At 54.8% G+C, this 21,046-nt stretch carries 16 protein-coding genes and 2 riboswitches; of the genes, 3 read left to right on the plus strand and 13 right to left on the minus strand.

The window, feature by feature from the left end; all coding sequences use genetic code 11:
* Window position 1 precedes the first annotated feature (1 nt).
* The 4 genes from ACE99V_RS07590 to mtnK all read right to left on the minus strand — a co-directional run bounded on the left by ACE99V_RS07590 (window position 2) and on the right by mtnK (window position 4,815).
* A complete protein-coding gene (locus ACE99V_RS07590) occupies window positions 2–1,750 on the minus strand; it encodes an ABC transporter ATP-binding protein (protein ID WP_400490461.1) in 1,749 nt (582 codons plus the stop codon).
* A 151-nt stretch (window positions 1,751–1,901) separates the two neighbouring features.
* Window positions 1,902–2,474: a GNAT family N-acetyltransferase gene (locus ACE99V_RS07595; protein ID WP_400490462.1), complete on the minus strand. Its 573-nt coding sequence runs from the start codon at window positions 2,472–2,474 to the stop codon at window positions 1,902–1,904.
* 77 nt (window positions 2,475–2,551) lie between these two features.
* Window positions 2,552–3,592 carry an S-methyl-5-thioribose-1-phosphate isomerase gene (gene mtnA / locus ACE99V_RS07600; protein ID WP_400490463.1) on the minus strand — a complete coding sequence of 347 codons (1,041 nt, stop codon included), beginning with the start codon at window positions 3,590–3,592 and terminating at the stop codon, window positions 2,552–2,554.
* Window positions 3,589–4,815, minus strand: coding sequence for an S-methyl-5-thioribose kinase (mtnK, locus tag ACE99V_RS07605; protein ID WP_400490464.1), 1,227 nt, complete (start codon window positions 4,813–4,815; stop codon window positions 3,589–3,591). Before mtnK ends, mtnA begins: the two co-directional genes overlap by 4 nt.
* 95 nt (window positions 4,816–4,910) lie before the next feature.
* A riboswitch (SAM riboswitch) is annotated at window positions 4,911–5,043 on the minus strand.
* Between the two features lie 191 nt (window positions 5,044–5,234).
* A riboswitch (SAM riboswitch) is annotated at window positions 5,235–5,336 on the plus strand.
* A 230-nt stretch (window positions 5,337–5,566) separates the two neighbouring features.
* On the opposite strand from mtnK, the gene ACE99V_RS07610 reads away from it, so the two are divergent.
* Genes ACE99V_RS07610 through ACE99V_RS07620 form a run of 3 tightly spaced genes read left to right on the plus strand, consistent with a single transcriptional unit; the run spans window position 5,567 to window position 8,099 of the window.
* Window positions 5,567–6,781, plus strand: coding sequence for a 2,3-diketo-5-methylthiopentyl-1-phosphate enolase (locus tag ACE99V_RS07610; RefSeq protein WP_400490465.1), 1,215 nt, complete (start codon window positions 5,567–5,569; stop codon window positions 6,779–6,781).
* The gene (locus ACE99V_RS07615; protein WP_400490466.1) at window positions 6,778–7,455 is read left to right on the plus strand and encodes a 2-hydroxy-3-keto-5-methylthiopentenyl-1-phosphate phosphatase; all 678 of its coding nucleotides are present in this window, start codon (window positions 6,778–6,780) and stop codon (window positions 7,453–7,455) included. The genes ACE99V_RS07610 and ACE99V_RS07615 overlap by 4 nt, the downstream gene beginning before the upstream one ends.
* A complete protein-coding gene (locus tag ACE99V_RS07620) occupies window positions 7,452–8,099 on the plus strand; it encodes a methylthioribulose 1-phosphate dehydratase (RefSeq protein WP_400490467.1) in 648 nt (215 codons plus the stop codon). Before ACE99V_RS07615 ends, ACE99V_RS07620 begins: the two co-directional genes overlap by 4 nt.
* A gap of 64 nt (window positions 8,100–8,163) precedes the next feature.
* Here ACE99V_RS07620 and ACE99V_RS07625 read toward each other — a convergent pair whose 3' ends face one another.
* From ACE99V_RS07625 to ACE99V_RS07665, 9 genes are all read right to left on the minus strand, one after another.
* On the minus strand, window positions 8,164–9,123 hold the full coding sequence (locus ACE99V_RS07625) for an isopenicillin N synthase family dioxygenase (protein ID WP_400490468.1): 960 nt from the start codon (window positions 9,121–9,123) through the stop codon (window positions 8,164–8,166).
* 103 nt (window positions 9,124–9,226) lie between these two features.
* On the minus strand, window positions 9,227–10,174 hold the full coding sequence (gene deoR, locus ACE99V_RS07630; RefSeq protein ID WP_400490469.1) for a DNA-binding transcriptional repressor DeoR: 948 nt from the start codon (window positions 10,172–10,174) through the stop codon (window positions 9,227–9,229).
* A 105-nt stretch (window positions 10,175–10,279) separates the two neighbouring features.
* Window positions 10,280–11,797 (minus strand): methyl-accepting chemotaxis protein, encoded by a 1,518-nt coding sequence (locus ACE99V_RS07635; RefSeq protein ID WP_400490470.1) that lies wholly within the window; start codon window positions 11,795–11,797, stop codon window positions 10,280–10,282.
* Window positions 11,798–11,922: 125 nt separating this feature from the next.
* Window positions 11,923–13,701, minus strand: a complete 1,779-nt coding sequence (locus tag ACE99V_RS07640) for an acyl-CoA dehydrogenase FadE (protein ID WP_400490471.1) — start codon at window positions 13,699–13,701, stop codon at window positions 11,923–11,925.
* 55 nt (window positions 13,702–13,756) lie between these two features.
* A complete protein-coding gene (locus ACE99V_RS07645; protein WP_400490472.1) occupies window positions 13,757–14,935 on the minus strand; it encodes an acetyl-CoA C-acetyltransferase in 1,179 nt (392 codons plus the stop codon).
* Between the two features lie 17 nt (window positions 14,936–14,952).
* Window positions 14,953–17,361, minus strand: a complete 2,409-nt coding sequence (locus ACE99V_RS07650; protein ID WP_400490473.1) for a 3-hydroxyacyl-CoA dehydrogenase/enoyl-CoA hydratase family protein — start codon at window positions 17,359–17,361, stop codon at window positions 14,953–14,955.
* Between the two features lie 239 nt (window positions 17,362–17,600).
* Window positions 17,601–19,274, minus strand: coding sequence for a putative ABC transporter permease subunit (locus ACE99V_RS07655; RefSeq protein ID WP_400490474.1), 1,674 nt, complete (start codon window positions 19,272–19,274; stop codon window positions 17,601–17,603).
* Window positions 19,267–19,992 carry an ABC transporter ATP-binding protein gene (locus ACE99V_RS07660; RefSeq protein ID WP_400490475.1) on the minus strand — a complete coding sequence of 242 codons (726 nt, stop codon included), beginning with the start codon at window positions 19,990–19,992 and terminating at the stop codon, window positions 19,267–19,269. Before ACE99V_RS07660 ends, ACE99V_RS07655 begins: the two co-directional genes overlap by 8 nt.
* A gap of 153 nt (window positions 19,993–20,145) precedes the next feature.
* Window positions 20,146–20,562: a hypothetical protein gene (locus tag ACE99V_RS07665; protein ID WP_400490476.1), complete on the minus strand. Its 417-nt coding sequence runs from the start codon at window positions 20,560–20,562 to the stop codon at window positions 20,146–20,148.
* Between the last annotated feature and the right edge of the window lie 484 nt (window positions 20,563–21,046).

A 21,046-nucleotide genomic window follows, 5' to 3' on the forward strand; every position in this document is an offset into this window, starting at 1 on the left:
TCTATGCCTCGCCGGCGACGATTTTTTCCATCTGTTGACGTCTGTACTGCTCCGCATACCAGCCGTTCAACGCCATCAGCTCTTCATGGGTTCCCCGCTCCACAATCCGTCCTTCATCCAAAACCAGAATCAAGTGGGCATGCTGGACGGCAGAGAGTCGATGAGCCGTAATGATCGTGGTTTTTCCAGCCCGTTCTTCCCGCAGATGGTGCAGGATTCTCTCCTCAGTTCTTGCGTCGACCGCAGACAAACTGTCGTCGAGAACCAGGATATCGGCGTCCGGCAGAAGCGCCCGCGAAATGGAGATCCGCTGTTTTTGCCCACCGGACAGCATGACGCCCTTCTCCCCGATCAACGTGTCCAAACCCTCAGGGAATTGCGACAAATCCCGTGCCATCTCCGCCTGCTTCAGCACGTGCAGCACGTCTTCCCGGGAAGCGTCAGGCTTTCCGAACGCAACGTTGGCCTGAATGGTACGGGAAAAAAGCAGGTGCTCCTGCGGAACGTAGGCTATTTTTTCCCGCAGAGCCGAAAGCGAGACGTCTTCAATCGGAACCCCAGCGAGGAAGAGTGTGTCCGGTTTTACCGGGTACTGGTGAAGCAGCGCGCGGCACAGTGTCGTTTTCCCGCTACCCGTGCGGCCGACGATCCCTAACGTCTCTCCCTCCTGCAAGGAAAAGGAGATATCCTCCAGTGCCGGTTTCTCCGTTCCCGGATAGGCAAACGTAAAAGAACGCGCCTCAATCGTGCTGGATGCCAGACTGGCAACGGGCTGAGCCGCTTCCCGCACATCCGGCTCTTCAGACAAAAGCTCCTGCAGGCGTTTGTTTGAGGCGCTGCCTCGCTGCAGAATGTTCATCAGCCAGCCGAAAGCAAACATCGGCCAGATTAACAGTCCCAGATAAAGGTTGAAAGCGACCAGGTCGCCCAGCGAAATCTCACTGTGAAACACCAGATAAGTGCCGTAGCCCAGCCCGATTAGAAAGCTGAAGCCGATGATGATCGAGATGGTTGGTTCAAACAGCGCGTCAATCCGGGCTACACTGACATTTCGCTCCAGCGTTTTCTCACTCACGCTGCGGAATGCTTCCACGTCGCGATCCTCCTGAACAAAAGCGCGCAGCACCCGCACACCGGAAATGGACTGCTGCACGTGATCGTTCATTTCGCCAAACGCTTCCTGCGCCAGGTAAAAGCGCTCGTGCAGGAGCCGACCGTAGTAGGCTGTCGCCCAGGCAAGAAACGGCATGGGAATCAACGCCGCCAGGGTCAGCTTCCAGTCAATCGAAATCAGCATGGTCGCCAGAGTAAGGACCGTCATAAACAGGGAATCAACCAGCGTCAGCACCCCGACACTCGCCGTCTGTTCGATAGCCGGTATGTCGTTGGTGGCGACCGCCATCAGGTCGCCGGTGCGCCGGCGGTGGAAAAACGATGGAGTCATCCGCGTCAGATGAGCAAAAAGGCGGTCGCGCAGTGTACGCTCCAGAATCAGCGAGCCGCCGAACAACAGGTAGCGCCACAGGAAGCGCATGCCGTACAACAGAATGCCGAGCCCAAGCAAAACGGCAACGGTGGTCGCCAGGTTCCGTGGCGTCAAAGACGCATTCCGGATCTGATCCACCGTTTCGCCGATCAGTCGCGGCGGCCACAGCATCAATACGTCAATCACAAATAAAAAAAGAATGCCCAGGACGTATCGCTTCCAATAGGTTCGAAAAAACCAGGATAACTGCAGTAGAGTCTGCAATCCGGATCACCTCTCCATTTACCCGCCCGGCGCAGCGTTAGCTCGTGCCGGACGGGACCCTGTTATCGTTCCGAAAAAAGAAAGGGATGCGCCATTACGCAGCCCTTTTCACACTTATTTCCATCGTAGGTTACCTAATTTTTCTTGTCAATCAAGACTTTTCTATTAGCAAGCCGGATTTTACGTCCCATTCCGCTTTCAGCAATCCGTATACCGCGTGGTCGACGAAGTGGTCGTACAGCCATTCGTTGCTCCGGATGATCCCCTCCAGCTGAAAGCTCAGCCGCTCGGGAATCGCACGGCTTTTTACGTTGCCCACAGCCGCTGCGATGGTCACCTTGTTCAGGTTCCAATCCCCAAAAATCAATTGATCGATATAAGCAGCCACTGCCTCCGTCATCAGACCCTTCCCTTGATACCCGGCGGCCAGCCAGTATCCAATGGACGTCTTCCGATTGTTCCAGTCGATGTTGTGGACGCCCAGCGTACCCGCCAGCCTGCCGCGGTACCAGATACCGTAATGCTTGCCCTGCCGCTGGTCATCCTGCCGGATGGTCATGGCGATGAAATTCTCCGTGGCTTCCACCCGTTTGACCGCGTCCAGCCAGGGCAGCCACTGACGCAAATAGCCGCGGTTTTCCTCGGTCAGCCGGAACATCTCCTCCGCATCGGCCATCTCCAGCTGCTTCAAATGGGCATCTTGTGACAATTCCATTCGCTTCATGCCAGCTCCCCTTTCTTCCCGAAGATGAAACAGCGCCCATCATTTTTTCCAAATGTGGACGCCTGATTTCCGTATCCTTACTGTTTGCTTTTCCTGATCTCTTCCGGTTTGTAGATGCCGTTTTCCGTGACGATCGCCGTAATGTAGCGCGCCGGAGTTACATCAAAAGCGGGATTGTACACCTTGATGTTGTCCGGTGCCACCTGTTTTCCCAGACCATGCGTAATTTCTTCCGCCGGCCGCTCCTCAATGGGGATTTCTGCACCGGTCGGCGTCTCCAGGTCAATGGAGGAAAGCGGCGCCGCCACGTAAAACGGGATGTTGTGAGCATGAGCCAAAACGGCTACGCCATACGTGCCGATTTTGTTCGCCACATCACCGTTTGCCGCCACGCGGTCGGTACCGACGATGACCGCTTGCACTTTTCCCTGCGCCATTACCATGGCCGCCATGTTGTCGCAGATCAGGGTAACGTCAATGCCTGCCTGTTGCAGCTCGTACGCGGTCAGACGCGCTCCCTGCAGCACCGGACGGGTCTCGTCTGCGTATACCTTGAGGTTCCAGCCGCGTTCTTTGGCCAGATAGAGCGGCGCCGTAGCCGTTCCGTACGCCGCCGTTGCCAGTGCACCCGGATTGCAGTGAGTGAGGATGCCCATTCCGTCCTGCAGCAGGGTCAGCAGATTTTCCCCGATTTGGCGGCATACGGCTTCGTCCTCCCGCTGAATGGCCAGCGCTTCGTCAAGAACCGCTGCCTTCAGTTCCGCCACCGGTTTGGCTCCCTCACGCTGCACTCTCGCCTTGATCCGGTCCAGTGCCCAAAACAGGTTGACGGCTGTGGGACGGGAGGTTGCCAGATAATCGGCCTGTCTATTGAGTTCCACCCAAAAATCCTCGTGTGTTTCCGCCTTGCTTTCCCGAACCCCCAGGTACACCCCGTAGGCTGCTGCCATGCCGATGGCGGGAGCGCCGCGTACCTGCAGATGGCGGATGGCCGCCCACACCTCTTCGGCTTTGGTCAAGGGAAGATAAATCGTTTCAACTGGTAACCGCGTCTGGTCCAGCAGGCGGAGGATGTCTCCGTCCCACTTGACCGGCGCGAACTGCGTGCTGGTCGTCATACTGCCGCCTCCTGATTGTATCGTGCTGCTGCCGTGCGTACAACGTCGGTGATATCTGTCGCCTGTTCGATTTTACCGCGTTCCAGCACAAGCGCCTGCCCGATCGCCAGCGCCAGACGTTCCGCTTCGGCGCGTACCTGTTCATCCGCGATTGTGTTGAGATCGGCGACGCCGGCCAATCCGATTACGCGGCGCATTATTTTGCAGCCGGCAAAGCCTGCCGCGTCCTGGATGAGGCGCTGGACGTACTCCTGCCAGAAGCCTTCCACGTGGGCGCTGCGCTCTTTCGCCTGCTTGTGCCAGAGTTGGACAAACTGGGAGACAAACTCGTTCCAGACGTTTTCCACGGTTTCCAACAGGTATTCGCGATACGCTTCCCGTTTTCCTGTGTCAGCCTGCAATCCGTGCTGGCCGGCATAGTTAAGCAGCAGATTGGCAATGACCGCTCCGATGTCAAACCCGATCGGTCCATAGTACGCAAATTCCGGATCAATCACTTTCGTGCTGGACTCGGTCACAAAGATGCTGCCCGTGTGCAAATCGCCGTGCAGCAGGGCTTCCGCGCGAGTGAGAAAATCGTATTTCAGTTTGGCGATTTCCCGCTTGAGCGGCGCGTTTTTCCAGATGGCCTCCACGTCTTCGCGAATCAGCGGGTTGAAATTGTTGGTCGGCGCGTTTTCATAAGGGTCTGTAAACACGAGATCTTCGGTAATTTTGCATAATTCCGGATTTATGAATGTTCCGACCAGGGCTTTTTTGTCATAGGGATGCGCCCCCAGATCGGACGTATGGAACAACGTCTGTGCCAGGAAACGGCCGATGTGCTTGGCGAACTGCGGATAGCGCCTTCCTTCGATTAGCCCTTTGCGCATAATGGTGTGATCGCTCAAGTCTTCCATGACCGTCAAGGCCAGTTCCTGATTGAAGTGATACACTTTCGGCACCAGATCCGGCACGTATTTGTACTGAATCCGCAGCGCCTCGCTCTCAATCCGCGCGCGGTCCACTGTCAGCGGCCACGATTCGCCGACGACACGCGCGTACGGCAGCGCCTGCTTGACGATGACGCTTTTCCCGGTCGCCTCTTCCTTGATGTGAAAGACCAGGTTCAGGTTGCCGTCCCCAATCTCCCGGCTGGTCAACTGAGCTCCTTCTGAAAACAGACCCGGCAATGATTTGACATACTCCACTGCTTCCTGTTCCGTTAATGCGCGATAAGCCATGTATTTCGATCCCCTCTCACGAGAATGTTCAGAATACGAAAAAAGACCTCTTTCCGAAGAAAAGAGGTCGTTGCAGTCGCAGCGCGTATAGCTCCCCCTTATCTTCCAGAATCATTTGTTTCTGCAGGAATTAGCACCGTGCACATCCTCTTTTTCGCTATGGGAAAAAGCGGCGTGTCGGTTGCCGGGTTTCATCGGGCCAGTCCCTCCACCGTCTCTGGATAAGGTAATCCAATCGCTATTCAATTTGACTTAGCTAGAATCATACACGCCGTTTTTTCCAGTGTCAATATCCTTTTTGATCGCAATCTTCGACCGGAAAACGAGGGTTGACTCCTGGTCGTGATCGTCATATCATGAGGGTAACTCATGCTTCTTCAACCATAGACAGGCAATCACATAGCGTGGAAATACAAAGACTCTTATCGTGAGATGGCTGAGGGACTGGCCCTATGATGCCCGGCAACCGGCGCTTGCCTGACAGGTACGCGAAACGGTGCTAAATCCTGCGGAAATAAGGGTCAAAATAGGTAATGTTTTCCGGACTATTTTGACTACCTTACCGAGAGATGAGAGGAGACGTAACGTTTGATATGCAACGAAAGCGCCTCCCTCTCGCAGGGAGGCTTTTTTGGTAAATAAGAATCGTAATAAATTCTTAATTACACAAGTGCAACTAGGCAGTCGCCTGCGCATAAGCTTGGCGCCAGCCAAGTTTTCTATGCTGGTAAAAAGGAGGCTTTCCTGAAAAATGAGCGAGCAGCGTATCCTCGTAACCTATTTGACCCAAGCGAAAGACCTGCAAAAGAAGGCGGAAGCGATCGCCGTGGGTATGACAGTCGGTTCCTGGACCGATCTGCCGGCAGCCAAGCAGGCAGAGCTTCGCCCGTATCTGGGGGAAGCGGCGGGCGTCCAACCGCTTGAGACATTGGAAAACGGCGTGACGCGCGGCACCGTCACCGTCAGCTACCCGATCCGCAACTTTACCGCCGACATTCCCTCCCTTTTGACCGGGATCTTCGGCAAACTGTCCATGGACGGCAAAATCAAGCTGGTTGACATACAATTTCCTGAAGCGTTTCTAGCCGCCTTTCCCGGGCCCAAATTCGGGATCGACGGTCTGCGCGACCGCCTCGGTGCCTATCGTCGCCCCTTGTTGATGAGTATTTTCAAATCATGTCTGGGACTGCCGTTTGAGGACCTGAAGACACAGTTTCGCGCTCAGGCTCTCGGCGGGGTTGACCTGGTGAAAGATGACGAAATTTTCTTTGCAGACGACCGCGCTCCGTTCCTGGAGCGGATTAAAGCGTTCGGGAAGATCGCCGCTGAAGCGGAGCAGGAGACGGGAAAACCGGTTCTCTACGCGGCCAACCTGACCGGACCGACACACGAACTGCTGGATCGGGCAAAACGCGCGGCAGAGGCGGGAGCCCACTGCCTGCTGTTCAATGTGCTGGCGTACGGCTTTGACGTCCTGCACCGCCTGGCCGCCGATCCGGACGTACACGTGCCGATTATGGCCCATCCGGCGCTCGCCGGGGCCCTGTATCCCTCGCCTGACTACGGCATCGCCACTCCCCTGCTGCTGGGCAAGCTGATGCGTATCGCAGGGGCGGACCTGGTGCTTTTCCCTTCACCGTACGGAAATGTTGCCCTCGACAAAGGAGAAGCGCTGCAGCTGGCCGCCCATTTGACTGAACCGCAGGAGTCTCTGCGCCGTTCGTTCCCGGTGCCGTCTGCAGGCATCCACCCTGGTCTGGTGCCGCAGCTCTATGCCGACTTCGGCATCGATCAGGTGGTCAATGCCGGCGGCGGCATCCACGGACATCCAGGCGGTGCGACAGCGGGTGCGAAGGCGTTTGCGGCAGCCATCGACGCGGTTGTGGCGGGACGCACGCTGGAACAAGCGGCGGCAGAATCGGAAGCGCTGGCTGTCGCCCTCAAGAAATGGGGGGGAAGCAAATGAGCAAGAAACTGGTGCTGTTCTGCGACTTCGACGGAACCATCACAGAAAAGGACAACATTGTTGCGATTATGAGACAGTTCGCTCCCCCTCAGTGGGAAGCGTTGACCCAGCAAATTTTGACGCAGCAAATAAGCATACGCGAAGGTGTCGGCAAGCTGTTTACCCTGCTGCCCTCCTCGCAGCGAGCAGAAATTACCGACTTTATCGTCAAGGAAGCGACCATCCGACCCGGCTTTGCCGAATTTGTCCGCTTCTGCAAGGAGCAGGATATCGAACTGCTGATTACCAGCGGCGGCATCGACTTTTTTGTCGGCCCGATCCTCGCTCCGTTTAAACTGGATGTGCCGATTTACTGTAACGGCAGCGACTTCAGCGGTGATCACATCGCCATTACCTGGCCGCACAGCTGTGACGAGCACTGCACAAACGACTGCGGCATGTGCAAAACGTCCATTATCCGACGCTATGATCCAAAGAAGCACTTCCGCGTCGTGATTGGCGATTCGATTACCGACCTGGCCGGTGCAAAAATTTCCGACTTTGTGATCTCACGCTCCCTGCTGACGCAGAAGTGCGAGGAATTGAACCTGCCGCACCGCTCGTTCACTACCTTTTACGATGTCGTCGAAATTCTGCAAACCTTGCATGCCGAACTGGAGGTGGAGACTGTATGACCACAACCCTGGAACAACGACTGGACGCCTTCCGCCGACTGGATGACGCAAAGCTTACCTTTGCTCGCCGCGACTGGTTCCCCGGTACGAGCGGCAATCTGTCCATCAAGCTGACGGACCAGCCGCTGCAATTTGCCGTCACGGCCAGCGGCAAAGACAAAACCAAGCTCTCTCCCGAAGATTATCTGGTGGTCGATGGCGATGCGCGCCCGGTAGAGGCGACCTCCCTGAAGCCGTCGGCAGAGACACTGATTCACGCCGTCGTGTACAAAAAGTTCCCGCAAGCGGGTGCCTGCTTCCACGTACACACGGTGTGGAACAACCTCATCTCCGAGCTGTACTTTGGCCAGCGGGCCTTTTCCATCCAAGGGCAGGAGCTGATCAAGGGACTGGGGATCTGGGAAGAAAATGCCCGGATTGCCGTTCCGATTGTCGAGAATTTCGCCGATATACCCAAGCTCGCCAAAGCCATTGAAAAAGTCATTACGCCGGAGATTCCCGGCGTGCTGATCCGCAACCACGGCATCTACGCCTGGGGGGCAAACGATTTTGAGGCAAAGCGCCATCTGGAGTCATTTGAGTTTCTCTTTGAGTACCACGTGCGCTGGCTGCAGCTGCACCAGGCTGCAGTCCCCACTGCGTAATGAAAAGATGACTAAAAACACCAATCACAATCGATTGGTGTTTTTTTATGTACAGCGACAATCGTTATTTCAGTAAACCGATTTCGCGCAGACGCTGGTTGAGGAACTCACCTGCAGTGATTTCCGGAGCCTTTTGCGGATTGTCTTCCGTCACGCAGCCCGGAACCATTTTCAACAGGCAGGAAGGGTACGGATGAACGAAAAACGGCAGCGAGTAGCGGGATACTTTTGCCGCTTCCCCTTCCGGATTCACCACGCGGTGAGTGGTCGCCGGGATGACGCCATTGGTCGCACGGGACAGCATGTCGCCGGCATCTACAACGATCTGGCCTTCCAGTGCCTCAACCCCTACCCATTCGCCGTCGTGTGTAAGAATTTCCAGACCGGACTGGGTGGCCTCGCACAGCAGGGTAATCAGATTGATATCCTCGTGTTCCGCAGCGCGTACGGCATTCGGGTCCATGTGCGGTTCAAGCGGCGGGTAGTGGAGCGCACGCAATACGCTGTTGCCGTCCTTGATCATACGGGAGAAGTAATCCGGCTCCAGCTTGAAGTACAGAGCAAGCGCGGTCAGCATTTGCCGAGCGCAGTTCTCCAGCGCCTTGTACAGCTGCATGGTGGTTTCCTTCATGCCTTCAATTTCGTCCGCCCATACGTTCTTCGGGTATTCGTTTTCATACGGATGGCCCTCCGGCAGCTCTTGTCCCACGTGCCAGAATTCTTTCAGGTCTCCTGCTGTACGGTTTTTTGCATGCTCCTTGCCAAAGCCGGTATAACCGCGCTGGCCGCCCACGCCGACCACATACTTCTCTTTCACTTCCAGAGGAAGATTGAAAAACTGTTCAAAGTTGTCGTACGTTTTGCGAATCAAAGAGGCGTCAATTCCGTGTCCCTCAATTTTGATGAATCCGATTTGTTTTAAGCCTTCACCAAAGTCTTTTACGAACTGTTCGCGTTGTTCAGGTGTTCCATTGATGAACAAATCCAGGTTTAGCGTCGGAATATTGGCAATGTTTTTTGCCACAGATGGCTCCCCCTCATTCACATTTTGCCCATTCATCATAGCAGACGACTGAACAAATGTAAATTAAGAATTGATCAAATGTTCAATGGGATAGCACCTTGCATCAGACGTCTTCCTTGTTCAGCAGCTCTTTAGCCGTAAATTGATCGGTAATAAAGACATTCGCATACCTGGCCGTCAGCGCTGCATGGATGGGCGCCACTTTTTTCGGCCCGCCGGCGATGAGAATGGAATACTCCTTTCGCTTCAAATCGTTCAGCTCAATCCCGATGGTTCGCTCGTTGACGCTGTCAATGCAGATGTTCCCGTCCTTGTCAAAGAAGCGGGAACTGATATCTCCCACCGCATGTGCGTGGATGGCCTGCCGTTCTTCTTCCGAAAAATATCCCAGTCGGAACAGCAGGGACTCGGAGACCAGGCTGCCCACCGTGAACAGGGCGATGTTGGCCTGTTTGCCCAGATCCAGCACCCTGCGAATGTGACGATCCGCTTCGATCGCCTGTTTCACCGCCGGATGATCGACAATGGCCGGAATCGGCAGGTGATGCGGCAGCGTGTCATACGCTTTTCCGAACAGGTGCAGAATTTCTGACGCGTACGTGTTCGTCTCCGACAGGCTAACGCAGCCCTTCAGTTGGACTACCCGTACATCCTTTACCTGTTTGGGCTTCAATTCCATTGCTACATGGTGCAGAGTGGTTCCCCAGGTTATTCCGATCGTGTCATTGTCCTTGACGATCTCATTCAGGTACTGGGCGGCTGCTTTCCCCAGGTGCTCCTTGACTACCTGATCATCAAACTCAGGAAGCGACACCACCAGCACTTTCTTCAACCCGTACATCCGCGCCAGCTCCAGAGCCAACACTTCATTGTCTTCCGCCGGATCCATGATGGTGATTTGGACGATTCCGTCCGCTTTTGCCTGCTGCAGCAATCGGGAGACGGTGGGACGGGAAACCCCAAGCCGTTTGGCGATCTCCTGCTGGCTGTAGTCCAGTTGGTAATAAAGCCGGGCCGCTTCTACAATCTTGTGCAATTTGTCTCGCTCCATCGTTTCTCCTTACGTTTCCTAGGCGTTTTAGCCTGTTGAAATTGCGATTTATTATATCACAGAAAAACCTTCCCCATCGCATGAAAAGCGAAGGGGAAGGCCTGTTCATCTCTCGAAGGAGCCGTATTTTGCAATCAGCGCGGCCATGGTTTGCGCCCGTTCCCTCAATCGTTCCGCAGAATGGACGTATTCGTCCATGATGGCTGCCGTCTCCTGTGTGGACGCGGCGGCCGCTTCGATGTGAAGGACATTCTGTTCCGCCTTTTGCCGCAGTTGGGCAATGCCGCCTGCGATCTGATTCGCGGCCGTCTGCTGCTGTTCTGCATCGGATGCGATCAAACGCAGCAGGCCGTGTATGTGGTGTACCGCCTGGTTGATGCCCTGCAGCTTTTCCTGCGCCTCCCGGGAGACGTGAACCCCATTTTGAACGACGGCAGCGTTATCCTGCATGTTTTGATTAATCAGGGCCAGGTCATCCTGAATCCGCTGTGCCAGCTCTCCGATCGATTCGACGGCCTGCGCCGTTTGCTTCGCCAGCCCTTGTACCTGACCGGCGACGATTTGAAAGGTTCTGCCGGCGGCACCTGCCCTGGCCGCTTCAATCGAGGCGTTAATGGCAACAACCGTTACGTTCTTGGCGATGTCGGCGATCGACGCGTTGATGGCTGTGATCTCTTGCGTCCGTTCGGTCAGCTTGCCAACCTTTTCAGCCGTATCACGCGCCTGTCCGTGGATCGTCTCCATTACACCGGCGATCTGACGGACGACTGTCTCTCCGGTCGTGGCCTGCATGCGGACCTCCTCGGCGTATTCCACCGCCTGCCTGGTCGCCGCTCCGATCTGTGCGGAACGCTCCACCTGCGCTTCCACAATCGCTTGATTGCCCAGCAGGACCTGCTTGGAATCGTGACTGCTGGCGGTAATTTCTTCGCCTCCCCGGGAGATCTGGGCCAGGGCATCACGAGTCCCTTGCGCCATCTGTGTCAGCCTTTCCACGACTTGTCCGATCTCCTTTGCAGTGGCCGCCACTTCCTTCATCAGGTCTTCGTTTTCCTGCTGCAGCTGCAGGTTTTTCTCCACTTCCCGCTCGGTCTTGGAAATGATTCTCCGCGAGCGGTTGACCAGTGAGATCATGCGTAATGCCACCACGAGCAGAACCACACTGGCGATCGCGATATCGGCAATCTGTTCGTTCCAGCGAGAGCCGTTGGAGAGTGCCGCTTCCACCGGTGCGGTCACCAGTACAAGAAGCGTGGTAACGAGCATGGACCGGCGATGAGCGTACATTCCCGCGTAGATGATGGGCAAAAGCCAAACGGCGTAGGCGGATACAGGAGCTTGGTAGAAGTAAATCCCGATGGCCACGGTGAAATACATTTCGAGCGGAAAGATATAGTGAAAGGCTGCGCGCAGGCGGGGAACGATATACAAGAGGCAGGCAACCATATAAAAAAAGTAGGATGAAGCCGTCGCCCATACAAGATTCTGTAAAGGCAAATCAAGATAACCGGAATACAAAAGAACAAAACTCAAACCGTATAAAAGGGTAATCCCGACCCCGCTGATCTTCAGAAGCTGCCGGTTTACATCCATCATATTTTCCTGCAGTACTCTCGACTTCAAAACCAATTCCCCCCTTTTTCCTTACTCTCTTCACTCTTTTCCAGTATTTCTCTCTGTATGAACGCTCAGGGACAGCAAAAAGAAGCTGAGGGGGTTTCCCCCAGCTCCTCTTCCTATCCAATTGCTTACAGAACGTAACCGTCTGCTTCGATGACGCGGTCCGCGATGGCGCGCTTGATGTGGATTGTGTTGATCGGGTTGCGGCGTGTCAGCTTTTTCAGGATGGAGAGACGCAGGCGCAGGTCGTCGCCCTCTTCCATCGCAGCAAGCGCCTCTTTCGCCCATGCCTCCACCTTGTCGAACGCTTCGTGCACGTAAACGGCAGTGAGATCCAGCTTTTGCTGTTCCTTCTCCAGACCGTTCTTCGCGATGGCCTTCTCCGTACGCTTCACGACGCTGTCCATCGCGTACAGCTCAATCAGCATGTCGGCTGCGATCGCCAGCAGCTCCTGCTCTTTTACAAGACCTTGCTGGTACTTCATCAGTGCAGAACCGGCAACCATCAGGATGATCTTGCGGGTCATCTCGATCAGGTGTTTCTCGACTGCAAGCGGTTCGTCCTCAATTTCAGCCGGGTAGTAGCTCATCAGCTCTTCCTGCAGGCCCATGGCGGCTTGCATCAAAGGCAGTTCGCCCTTCATCGCCTTTTTCACCAGGGTATCCGGGATCAGCAGGCGGTTGATTTCGTTTGTTCCTTCGAAGATGCGGTTGATGCGGGAATCGCGGTACATGCCCTCGATTTCATATTCCTGGATGAACCCGTACCCGCCGTGGATTTGAACGCCCTCATCCACGCAGTAGTCCAGCACTTCGGAAGCGTGCACCTTGTTGATGGAGCACTCAATCGCGTACTCGGCGATCGCCTTCGCCACTTCGCGACCGTCCTCCGCTTTTTCTCCGAGCGCGGAGAGTGCCGCATCGAACAATCCGACCGTGCGGTACACCGAGGTTTCCGCTGCGTAGATTTTCGCTGCCATGTTGGCCAATTTGTTTTTGATGATGTTGAAGGTCGCAAGCGGCGTCTTGAACTGCTTGCGTTCTTTGGCATAGGCAGTAGCCAGGTGCAGCGCGTGCTTCGCGGAACCAACCGTTCCGACCGCCAGTTTATAGCGACCCACGTTGAGGATGTTAAAGGCAATGACATGGCCTTTGCCCACTTCGCCAAGCAGGTTTTCCACCGGTACGCGCGCATCTTCCAGGATGAGCGGACGTGTAGAAGAGCACTTGATCCCCATTTTCTTCTCTTCCGCACCGACGGACACGCCTGGGAAATCGCGCTCGACGATAAACGTGGAAAAATGCTCGCCGTCCACTTTCGCGTAGACGATAAAGACGTCGGCAAATCCCGCATTGGTAATGAATTGCTTGGTGCCGTTCAGGATGTAGTACTTGCCGTCTTCAGACAGTTTGGCCGTTGTCTTGGCACCCAGCGCATCGGAACCGGAACCCGGCTCGGTCAAGCAGTACGCCGCGATGCGTTTGCCGGAAGCGAGATCGGGCAAGTATCGGGTCTTTTGATCCTCGTTTCCGAAATAGACGATCGGCAAGGAACCGATCCCCACGTGCGCCCCAAACGTAATCGCAAATCCGCGAGCCAGGGCAAACTTTTCTCCCAGAAGAGCGGCACTGATCTTGTCAAGACTTAAGCCCTCGTACTTTTCCGGCACATCTGCTGCCAGCAGGCCCAATTCCCCTGCTTTTTTCAGCAGCTTAACAGACAGGTCGAAGTTTTGGTGCTCCAGCTCTTCCATGTGCGGGCGCACCTCGTTGCGGATAAAGTCTTCCGTGGTATCCGCCATCATCTTTTGTTCGTCTGTGAGTTCTTCCAGCGTAAACATGTCGTCAGCGGAACCGGCATCAATCAGGAAGCTGCCGCCGCGGATCAAATCTTTGGTTTCTGCCATTTGTATCCCTCTCCTTTTATGAAAAATGGTTCCCGGACTTTTCAAACCACCTAATTTACAGCATTTCAAATACGCCGGCGGCCCCCATTCCTCCGCCGATACACATCGTCACGACGCCGTACTTGCCGCCGCGGCGCTTCAGCTCGTTGAGGAGGGAGACGGTCAGCTTGGCGCCGGTGCAGCCGAGCGGGTGACCCAGAGCGATAGCACCGCCGTTGACGTTAACCTTCTCCTGATCGAGGCCCAGTTCGCGGATGACCGCAAGAGACTGGGAGGCAAACGCTTCATTCAGCTCAAACAGATCGACATCGTCGACGGTCAGACCGGCCATTTTCAGCGCTTTCGGGATGGCGACGACCGGGCCGATCCCCATGACGTCCGGATCGACGCCGCCGACGGTGAAGGAAAGGAACTTCGCAATCGGCTGAGCCCCGATCTCGGCCGCTTTCTCTGCCGACATCACCAGAACAGCCGCTGCGCCGTCGCTGGTTTGCGAGGAGTTGCCCGCTGTTACCGAGCCTTGCACGTGAAATGCCGGCTTCAGTTTCGCCAGCGCTTCCATGCTGGTGTCAGGACGAACACCCTCGTCTGTGTCGAAGACGAACTCCTTTACGTGCACCTTGCCGTTCTCGTCGATTTGGTGCTGCTTGACCGTGATTGGCACAATTTCGTCCTTGAACTTGCCTGCCGCGATCGCTGCCGCCGCTCGGCGATGGCTTTGCACGGCAAACGCGTCCTGATCCTGGCGGGTGACGTTGTAGCGTTTCGCGACCTCTTCAGCCGTGTGTCCCATGCTCATGTACGCTTCCGGCATGGTTTCCACCAGCGTCGGGTTGAGTGCGACCTTGTGCCCGAGCATCGGCACCAGGCTCATGCTCTCCACCCCGCCGGCAACGACTACATCTGCGCCGCCCACCATGATTTGCTGAGCAGCGTAGGCGATGGTCTGCAGACCGGACGAGCAAAAACGGTTGACGGTAATGCCGGACACATTGGTAGGCAATCCGGCGCGAAGGCCGATCAGGCGGGCAAAGTTCATGCCCTGCTCCGCCTCCGGAACAGCGTTGCCGATAATGATATCTTCAATATCGGCCGGATTCAGCTGAGGAACGCGGCGCAGCAGATCGCTTACGACCATAGCTCCCATATCTACGGGATGAACGTCCTTCAGACTGCCGCGCTTCGACTTCCCTACAGCGGTGCGGGCACCTGCGACGATAACTGCTTCTCTCATTGGATTCCCTCCCCCTACTAGTTGCGCAAAGGCTTGTTTTTGGTCAGCATGTGCTGCATGCGCTGCTGCGTCTTTGGCGTCTTGATCAGTTCGAGGAACGCTTGACGCTCCAGCTCGAGAATGTACTGCTCCGTAACCTCCGTACCGGCCGGAACACTGCCGCCGGACATGACGTAGGCGATCTTGCTGGCGATCAGCTCGTCATGCTCGGAAATGTAGCCGCTTTTCTTCATGGCGTAAACGTTTTGCCGCAGATTGGCGTACCCGGTTTCACCGATGACGCGAATCTTGCGCGGCTTCGGCGGAGTGTACCCTTCTTTGTCCATGGTCAGCACGAGTTGCTTCGCGTCGTACAGAAGGTGGTCAGGATTGATGCTGATGCGGTCGGTCGGACGCAGGTAGCCGAGGTTGATCGCCTCTTTTCCGCTGGTGGACACTTTCGCCGTTGCGATCGTCTCAAATGCCCGAGCCACGAACGGGAATGGATCAACCGGTACGGAACCGCCTTCCGGTACATTTTCCATCGCGCGGAACAGCATCTCCTTGGTGCCGCCCCCTCCAGGCAGCAAGCCGACGCCTACTTCAACCAAACCGAGATAGGTCTCTGCCGACGCCTGTACGCGGTCAGCCAGATAGCATACTTCCACGCCGCCGCCAAGCGTCATGCCGAACGGAGCAGCTACTACCGGACGGTGCATGTAGCGGAGCGCGTTGCCCGCTTTGTGGAAGTTTTTCACCAGCATCTCAAGCTCGAACCAGTTTTCATCCTGTGCCTCCATCAGGGCCATCGCGAGGTTCATGCCGACACAGAAGTTTTTACCCTGGTTGCCGATAACCAGACCGAGGAAGTTGCGCTGCACTTCTTCTGCTGCAAAGCTGGCCATTTGCAGGACATCCATGCCGAGCGCATTGTGCGGGGAGGTAAACTCCAGGCAAGCCACTCCATCGCCCAGATCGATCAGCGAAGCGCCGGAGTTTTTCTTGATCAGCTTGCCCTGCTCCTTGAGTGCAGCCAGGTTGATCTTTTCCTTTTTCTCCTCGATGCCTTTGTACGCGCCGCCGATCGCAAATGCTGCGACACGCCCCTCGCTCTTTTGATAGAAGGAGGTTTTGCCGCTTGCCAGCAGTTCTTCCACCAGCGCCGGGATCGTCTCTCCCTCTTCTTTCATGCGGGCCACGGACTTCTCTACGCCGATGGCATCCCATGTTTCAAACGGACCCATTTCCCAGCCGAAGCCCCACTTCATCGCGTTATCGACCGCAACGATATCGTCGGCAATCTCGTATGCTTTTTCAGCGGAGTACAGCAGCACTTTTTTGAAGACGCTCCAGAGGAACTCGCTTCCCTTGTCCTTGCCGTACACCAGTGCTTTCAGCTTATCCGGCAGCGTTTTGGCCGTCTTCGCCGCCTCCAGGGAAGCAAATTTTGCCTTGTTGCGCGGACGGTACTCCAGCGTGTTGTAGTCGAGGGCGAGAATTTCCTTGCCCGCTGCGGTCTTCTCCTGTTTGAAGAAGCCTTGGCCCGCCTTCTGTCCGATCCAGCGCTTTTCCACCATTTTCAAGACAAAGTCCGGTATTTCAAAGACCGCCTTTTCCGCTTCGTCCGTGCTTTTGTTTTTTACGTTGTCAGCTACGTGCACGTAGGTATCGAGGCCAACCACATCCAGCGTGCGGAACGTTGCGCTTTTTGGACGGCCGATAACTGGACCGGTCAACGCATCCACTTCATCGACACCCAATCCGAGGCGAACCATTTCCTGAATCGATACCTGCAGACCGTAGGTACCGATCCGGTTGGCGATGAAATTCGGCGTGTCCTTGCAGAGCACGGTGCCTTTGCCGAGCACGAACTCCCCGAAGTTCATCATGTATTCCACAATCGCCGGATCCGTATCGCGGCCCGGAATAATCTCAAGAAGTTTCAGATAACGCGGAGGATTGAAAAAGTGGGTGCCGAGGAAATGCTTGCGGAACTCCTCGGAACGCCCTTCGCTCATCTCGTTGATGGATACGCCAGACGTATTGGAAGAAACGATGGTTCCGGGCTTGCGATGGGCTTCCACCGCTTCGAACACTTTTTTCTTCACCCCGAGGTTTTCCACGACGACCTCGATGATCCAGTCAACATCGCCCAGCCAGGACATATGGTCTTCCATGTTGCCGACAGTGATCAGGTCGATGTTTGCCTTGTCGTACAGCGGCGCCGGTTTCTCTTTCAGGAGACGATCCTTGCCCGCCTGCGCGATGCGATTGCGGACAGCCGGGTGTTCCAGCGTCAGCCCTTTTTTGCTCTCTTCCTCCGTCAATTCACGCGGCACGATGTCGAGCAGATAGGTGGGGATGCCCACGTTTGCCAGATGTGCTGCAATCCCCGCTCCCATCACGCCGGAACCGAGGACAGCCGCTTTGCGAATTTTGCGTTCCATCAAGTACCCTCCTTAAACGACTGATTCTTCAAACACTTCTACTTTTTCATACGTATTCCTTTGTACAATATGTCTATTTCTCTCTTGAATGAATGCTCATTCATATCTGGGCTGAAAAAAATCATCCCACGAACCTTTTGAAAAAGATCCTGGTGAGATGTTGGCTAGACAAGCGTTCAGCACAAAAATGAATGATCGTTCATTTTTATTGTAATCGAAACCGGAAGCGGTTGCAATGCTCAGGCTTCGATTTTCTCAAACCACTCCGGCCCCTTTTTCACGAGGATTCGATAGACGAAGAGATCGACAACGGCAAACAAGCCAAACAGCCCGAAAAAGACGGGATACAGCGTGGCGCCTGACTGCATGACGATCCATACGGAAAAGCCCGATACCACCAACCCGATCCCTATGGCAACCAGTCCATTGAGATTTTGCTTCACTGCTTTTTGTTCCGTATCCCAGTTGAGCTTCGGCATGTGCAGGTCGATCATGATTCCAAGCAGATTGATGAACAAGATCCCCGGCAATCCGAGCAGTACGGACAGCGTGATGAAAAGCGGGGGCAATTTCATAAACAGAGCGGCAGACGCAGCCAACACGATCATGGCGACAACGCTGAAGATCGTCCCCGGAAGCACTTTTGCCACCAGGATCTTCTCAATCGGTACCGGCAGATACTTGTTGACGAAGAAGCCCCGCCCCTCCCGTGAAATGGACGTGGCAGACATACTGTTCGCCGCCGCCGTAAACATGTAGAAGGCAGAGGCGATGGCCAATCCGCTTCCTGCTGCCGCTTTATCCTGCAGCCATGTACCCATTTCGGCCAATACGGAAAAGCTGTCCGGACGGCTGGCCAAGGCCAGGAGCATGAAACCCGGCCACAGAAAGTTGGGAAAGACGCAGTTCAGGAAGTAGGCGGGTGTACGAAGCAACAGCCTCATTTCTTTTGCCGTATACGAAGCAAGCACCGAGTGCCGGACGGTCAACTTGTGCCATTGCTCCCCGCTGACGCGCTTCCGCTTCCCCGTCGATTCGGAAATACCCATTACCCCTTTGAAATACAGCCGCTCAGCCAGTATTGCGAACAAAACAAAACATACCGCCGACAGAAGCAAAAACGTCAACAAATACCCAAGCCCTGCCACCCCGGCATGATGGATCAGTGTGAGGGCGCCGATATTGCTGGTGGGAAACAACTGGGTTACGAGATGCAGGATCGAGTTGTCACCGGCAAGCAGCAATTGCTGCAGTTCCTCGGGCTTCATCCCTTCCTTTCCGAACCGCTGAAACCCGAAATTGATGCCGAGGGTAAGCAGAATGAGAGCGATACCGCCAACCAGGCGGGAACGATCCTTGTTCTTCCCCACATTGGTCACCCTCATGAACAGCATGGCGACCAGGGCAGCAAGCACGAGCGGAATGAACGGAAGCGCCAGAAACAGTACCGCGGAGTAGACGTAATACAACAGACCCGCCCCGCTCTTAAGGCCGAACGTGATCAGCACGGGGAACAGCATTACCGCTTGCGTCAGATACTCGTAGAGCAGCACGACCAAAAATTTGGCCGAAACGATTTGCCACGGCTTAAGCGGCAGCGGCAGCAGGTTCTCCACATCCTGCGAATAATAGAATACGTTGATGGCATAGAAGATGCCGAACAGGAACAGGATCAGGCTGACCATTGTCAGGCCAAGGCCGAGGACGGCTCCTTCCTGGTTGATCGGCGCAAGCCCGTCATACATGGCCGATACGATCATGCCAAGAAAGGACATCAGCGGCAAAATCGCCATGAGCAGAGCGATTGTCAGCAGGACCTTTTTCAAAATCCCTCTTTTTTTCCCGGCTGAAGTCTCCCACAGGCTTCCCCCGTTTTTGAGCAGCACTCTCGTTAGCGTCCACATCTTACCCATGGTTCGTCAGCTCCAGGAAGATGCGTTCGAGCGATTCGGTCGATTGGAAGTGCTCCTGCATTTCTGCAAATGTGCCGCAGAACAAGACTACTCCCTTGTTGATAATCGCCACGCGGTCGCACAGCTTTTCGGCCACCTCCAGCACGTGTGTGGAAAAGAAGACGGTTCTGCCGCTGTCAGCGTGTTCCCGCATCATTTCCTTCAGGGTAAAGGCCGATTTCGGATCAAGACCGGTCAGCGGTTCGTCCAGAATCCAGACTTCCGGCTGGTGCACAAGCACCCCCATGATGATGATCTTTTGTCTCATCCCGTGGGAATAGGAGAGAATCGGATCAGCGAGCACGTCGGTCATGTCAAATCTGGCTGCGAGCTTCTGGATGCGCTCTTTTCGTACATTCCCGGGCACATCGTACATATCCGCCATAAAGTTCACATACTCCAATCCTTTCAGCCGCAGAAACAAATCCGGACTGTCGGGAACGTATCCGAACTGCCTTTTCGCTTCGAGCGGTTCCTTGGCAATGTCTTTTCCGTTGATGGTGATCGTTCCGTGATCCGCCTTGGTAATTCCGGTAATCATTTTGATCGTGGTCGTTTTTCCGGCTCCGTTGGGCCCGAGAAAACCAAATATTTCTCCGCGCTCGACTGTCAGGTTTACATTGTCTACCGCCTTGATTGACCCATTGTAGCTCTTTGTCACTTGAGTCAGTACGATCATGGTGTACCTCCTGTTTTTCCATCATATTGATAATACGGACCGCCACGGAAAAAAGTTGCGGAAAAGAAAAAGGAGCGGACGCTGGTCCAACAGAAACCAAGCCATCCTCTCCCCTGAAAACTTTCATTGCTTTCGTAAACCTGTTCCGCCCGCCTAGGTTTGCGGTACAAAGCTTCCGTCACGAAGCATGGTCAGTTCGCCCATGATAAACGCGAGATCTTCGGAGTCTTCGAATTTGCCGCTTTCCTCCAAGGCTTCCAGACGACGAAGCAAAATATTCGCGAAGTCCTGAATCTGCGCCGGATGTGCTTCCATGTCCGCTTCGTCCAGCACGTCAAAGCCGGTGAGCCCCTCCATGTGCGTAAGAATGCGGAAACCGCCGATCTCTCCCAGATATTCCGGTTTGTTGAACGGAGACTTCTCCAGTTTTTGCAGCATGCTGATCACGTCGTTGGCGAACAGGCTGGGAAACGCCACCTGATAAAAGGAACGGTTTTTCGCCTCTTCCGTTTTGATGATGAGAATATCGGTTGCATCAAGCTTTTTTGCCTTTTTTCCAAAACCAAACATAGGTATCCACCTCAATCGTTTACTTCCTTCATGATAGACATAATTTTGGCATCAGACAACCCCCTTCCAACCAGAAGGACCCTGTCAGCGAAATGTTTCAATAACCGCTTGACATTTTTATACGCCCCAAAGCATAATTACTTAAAATAAAAACGGAATCGTGATTGGCAATGAAGGGGACCAGTAAAACCGTCGTTCAGGTCCAGAGAGCGAAACTCAGCGGCTGAGAGGTTTCGCCCTTGAATCGGTTTGAACCCACCCCGGAGCTGTCAGGGATGACCTGAACAGGTTTCTTTCACCTGTTATCAAAGAAAGAGAGCTGGGCGGTACGCAAACGTTTAAAAGGGAGGAAAAACAGAGCTATGTTTCCCGGACCTTTTAAACTGCCTTGTACCGTCAAGTAAGGTGGTACCGCGGAGGTAATCAATGATGACCCTTTCGTCCTTATATCTGGACGAAAGGGTTTATTTATTTTCAGGGGAGA

This window comes from Brevibacillus soli (genome assembly GCF_044759095.2).
GTDB lineage: Bacteria > Bacillota > Bacilli > Brevibacillales > Brevibacillaceae > JBIYSM02.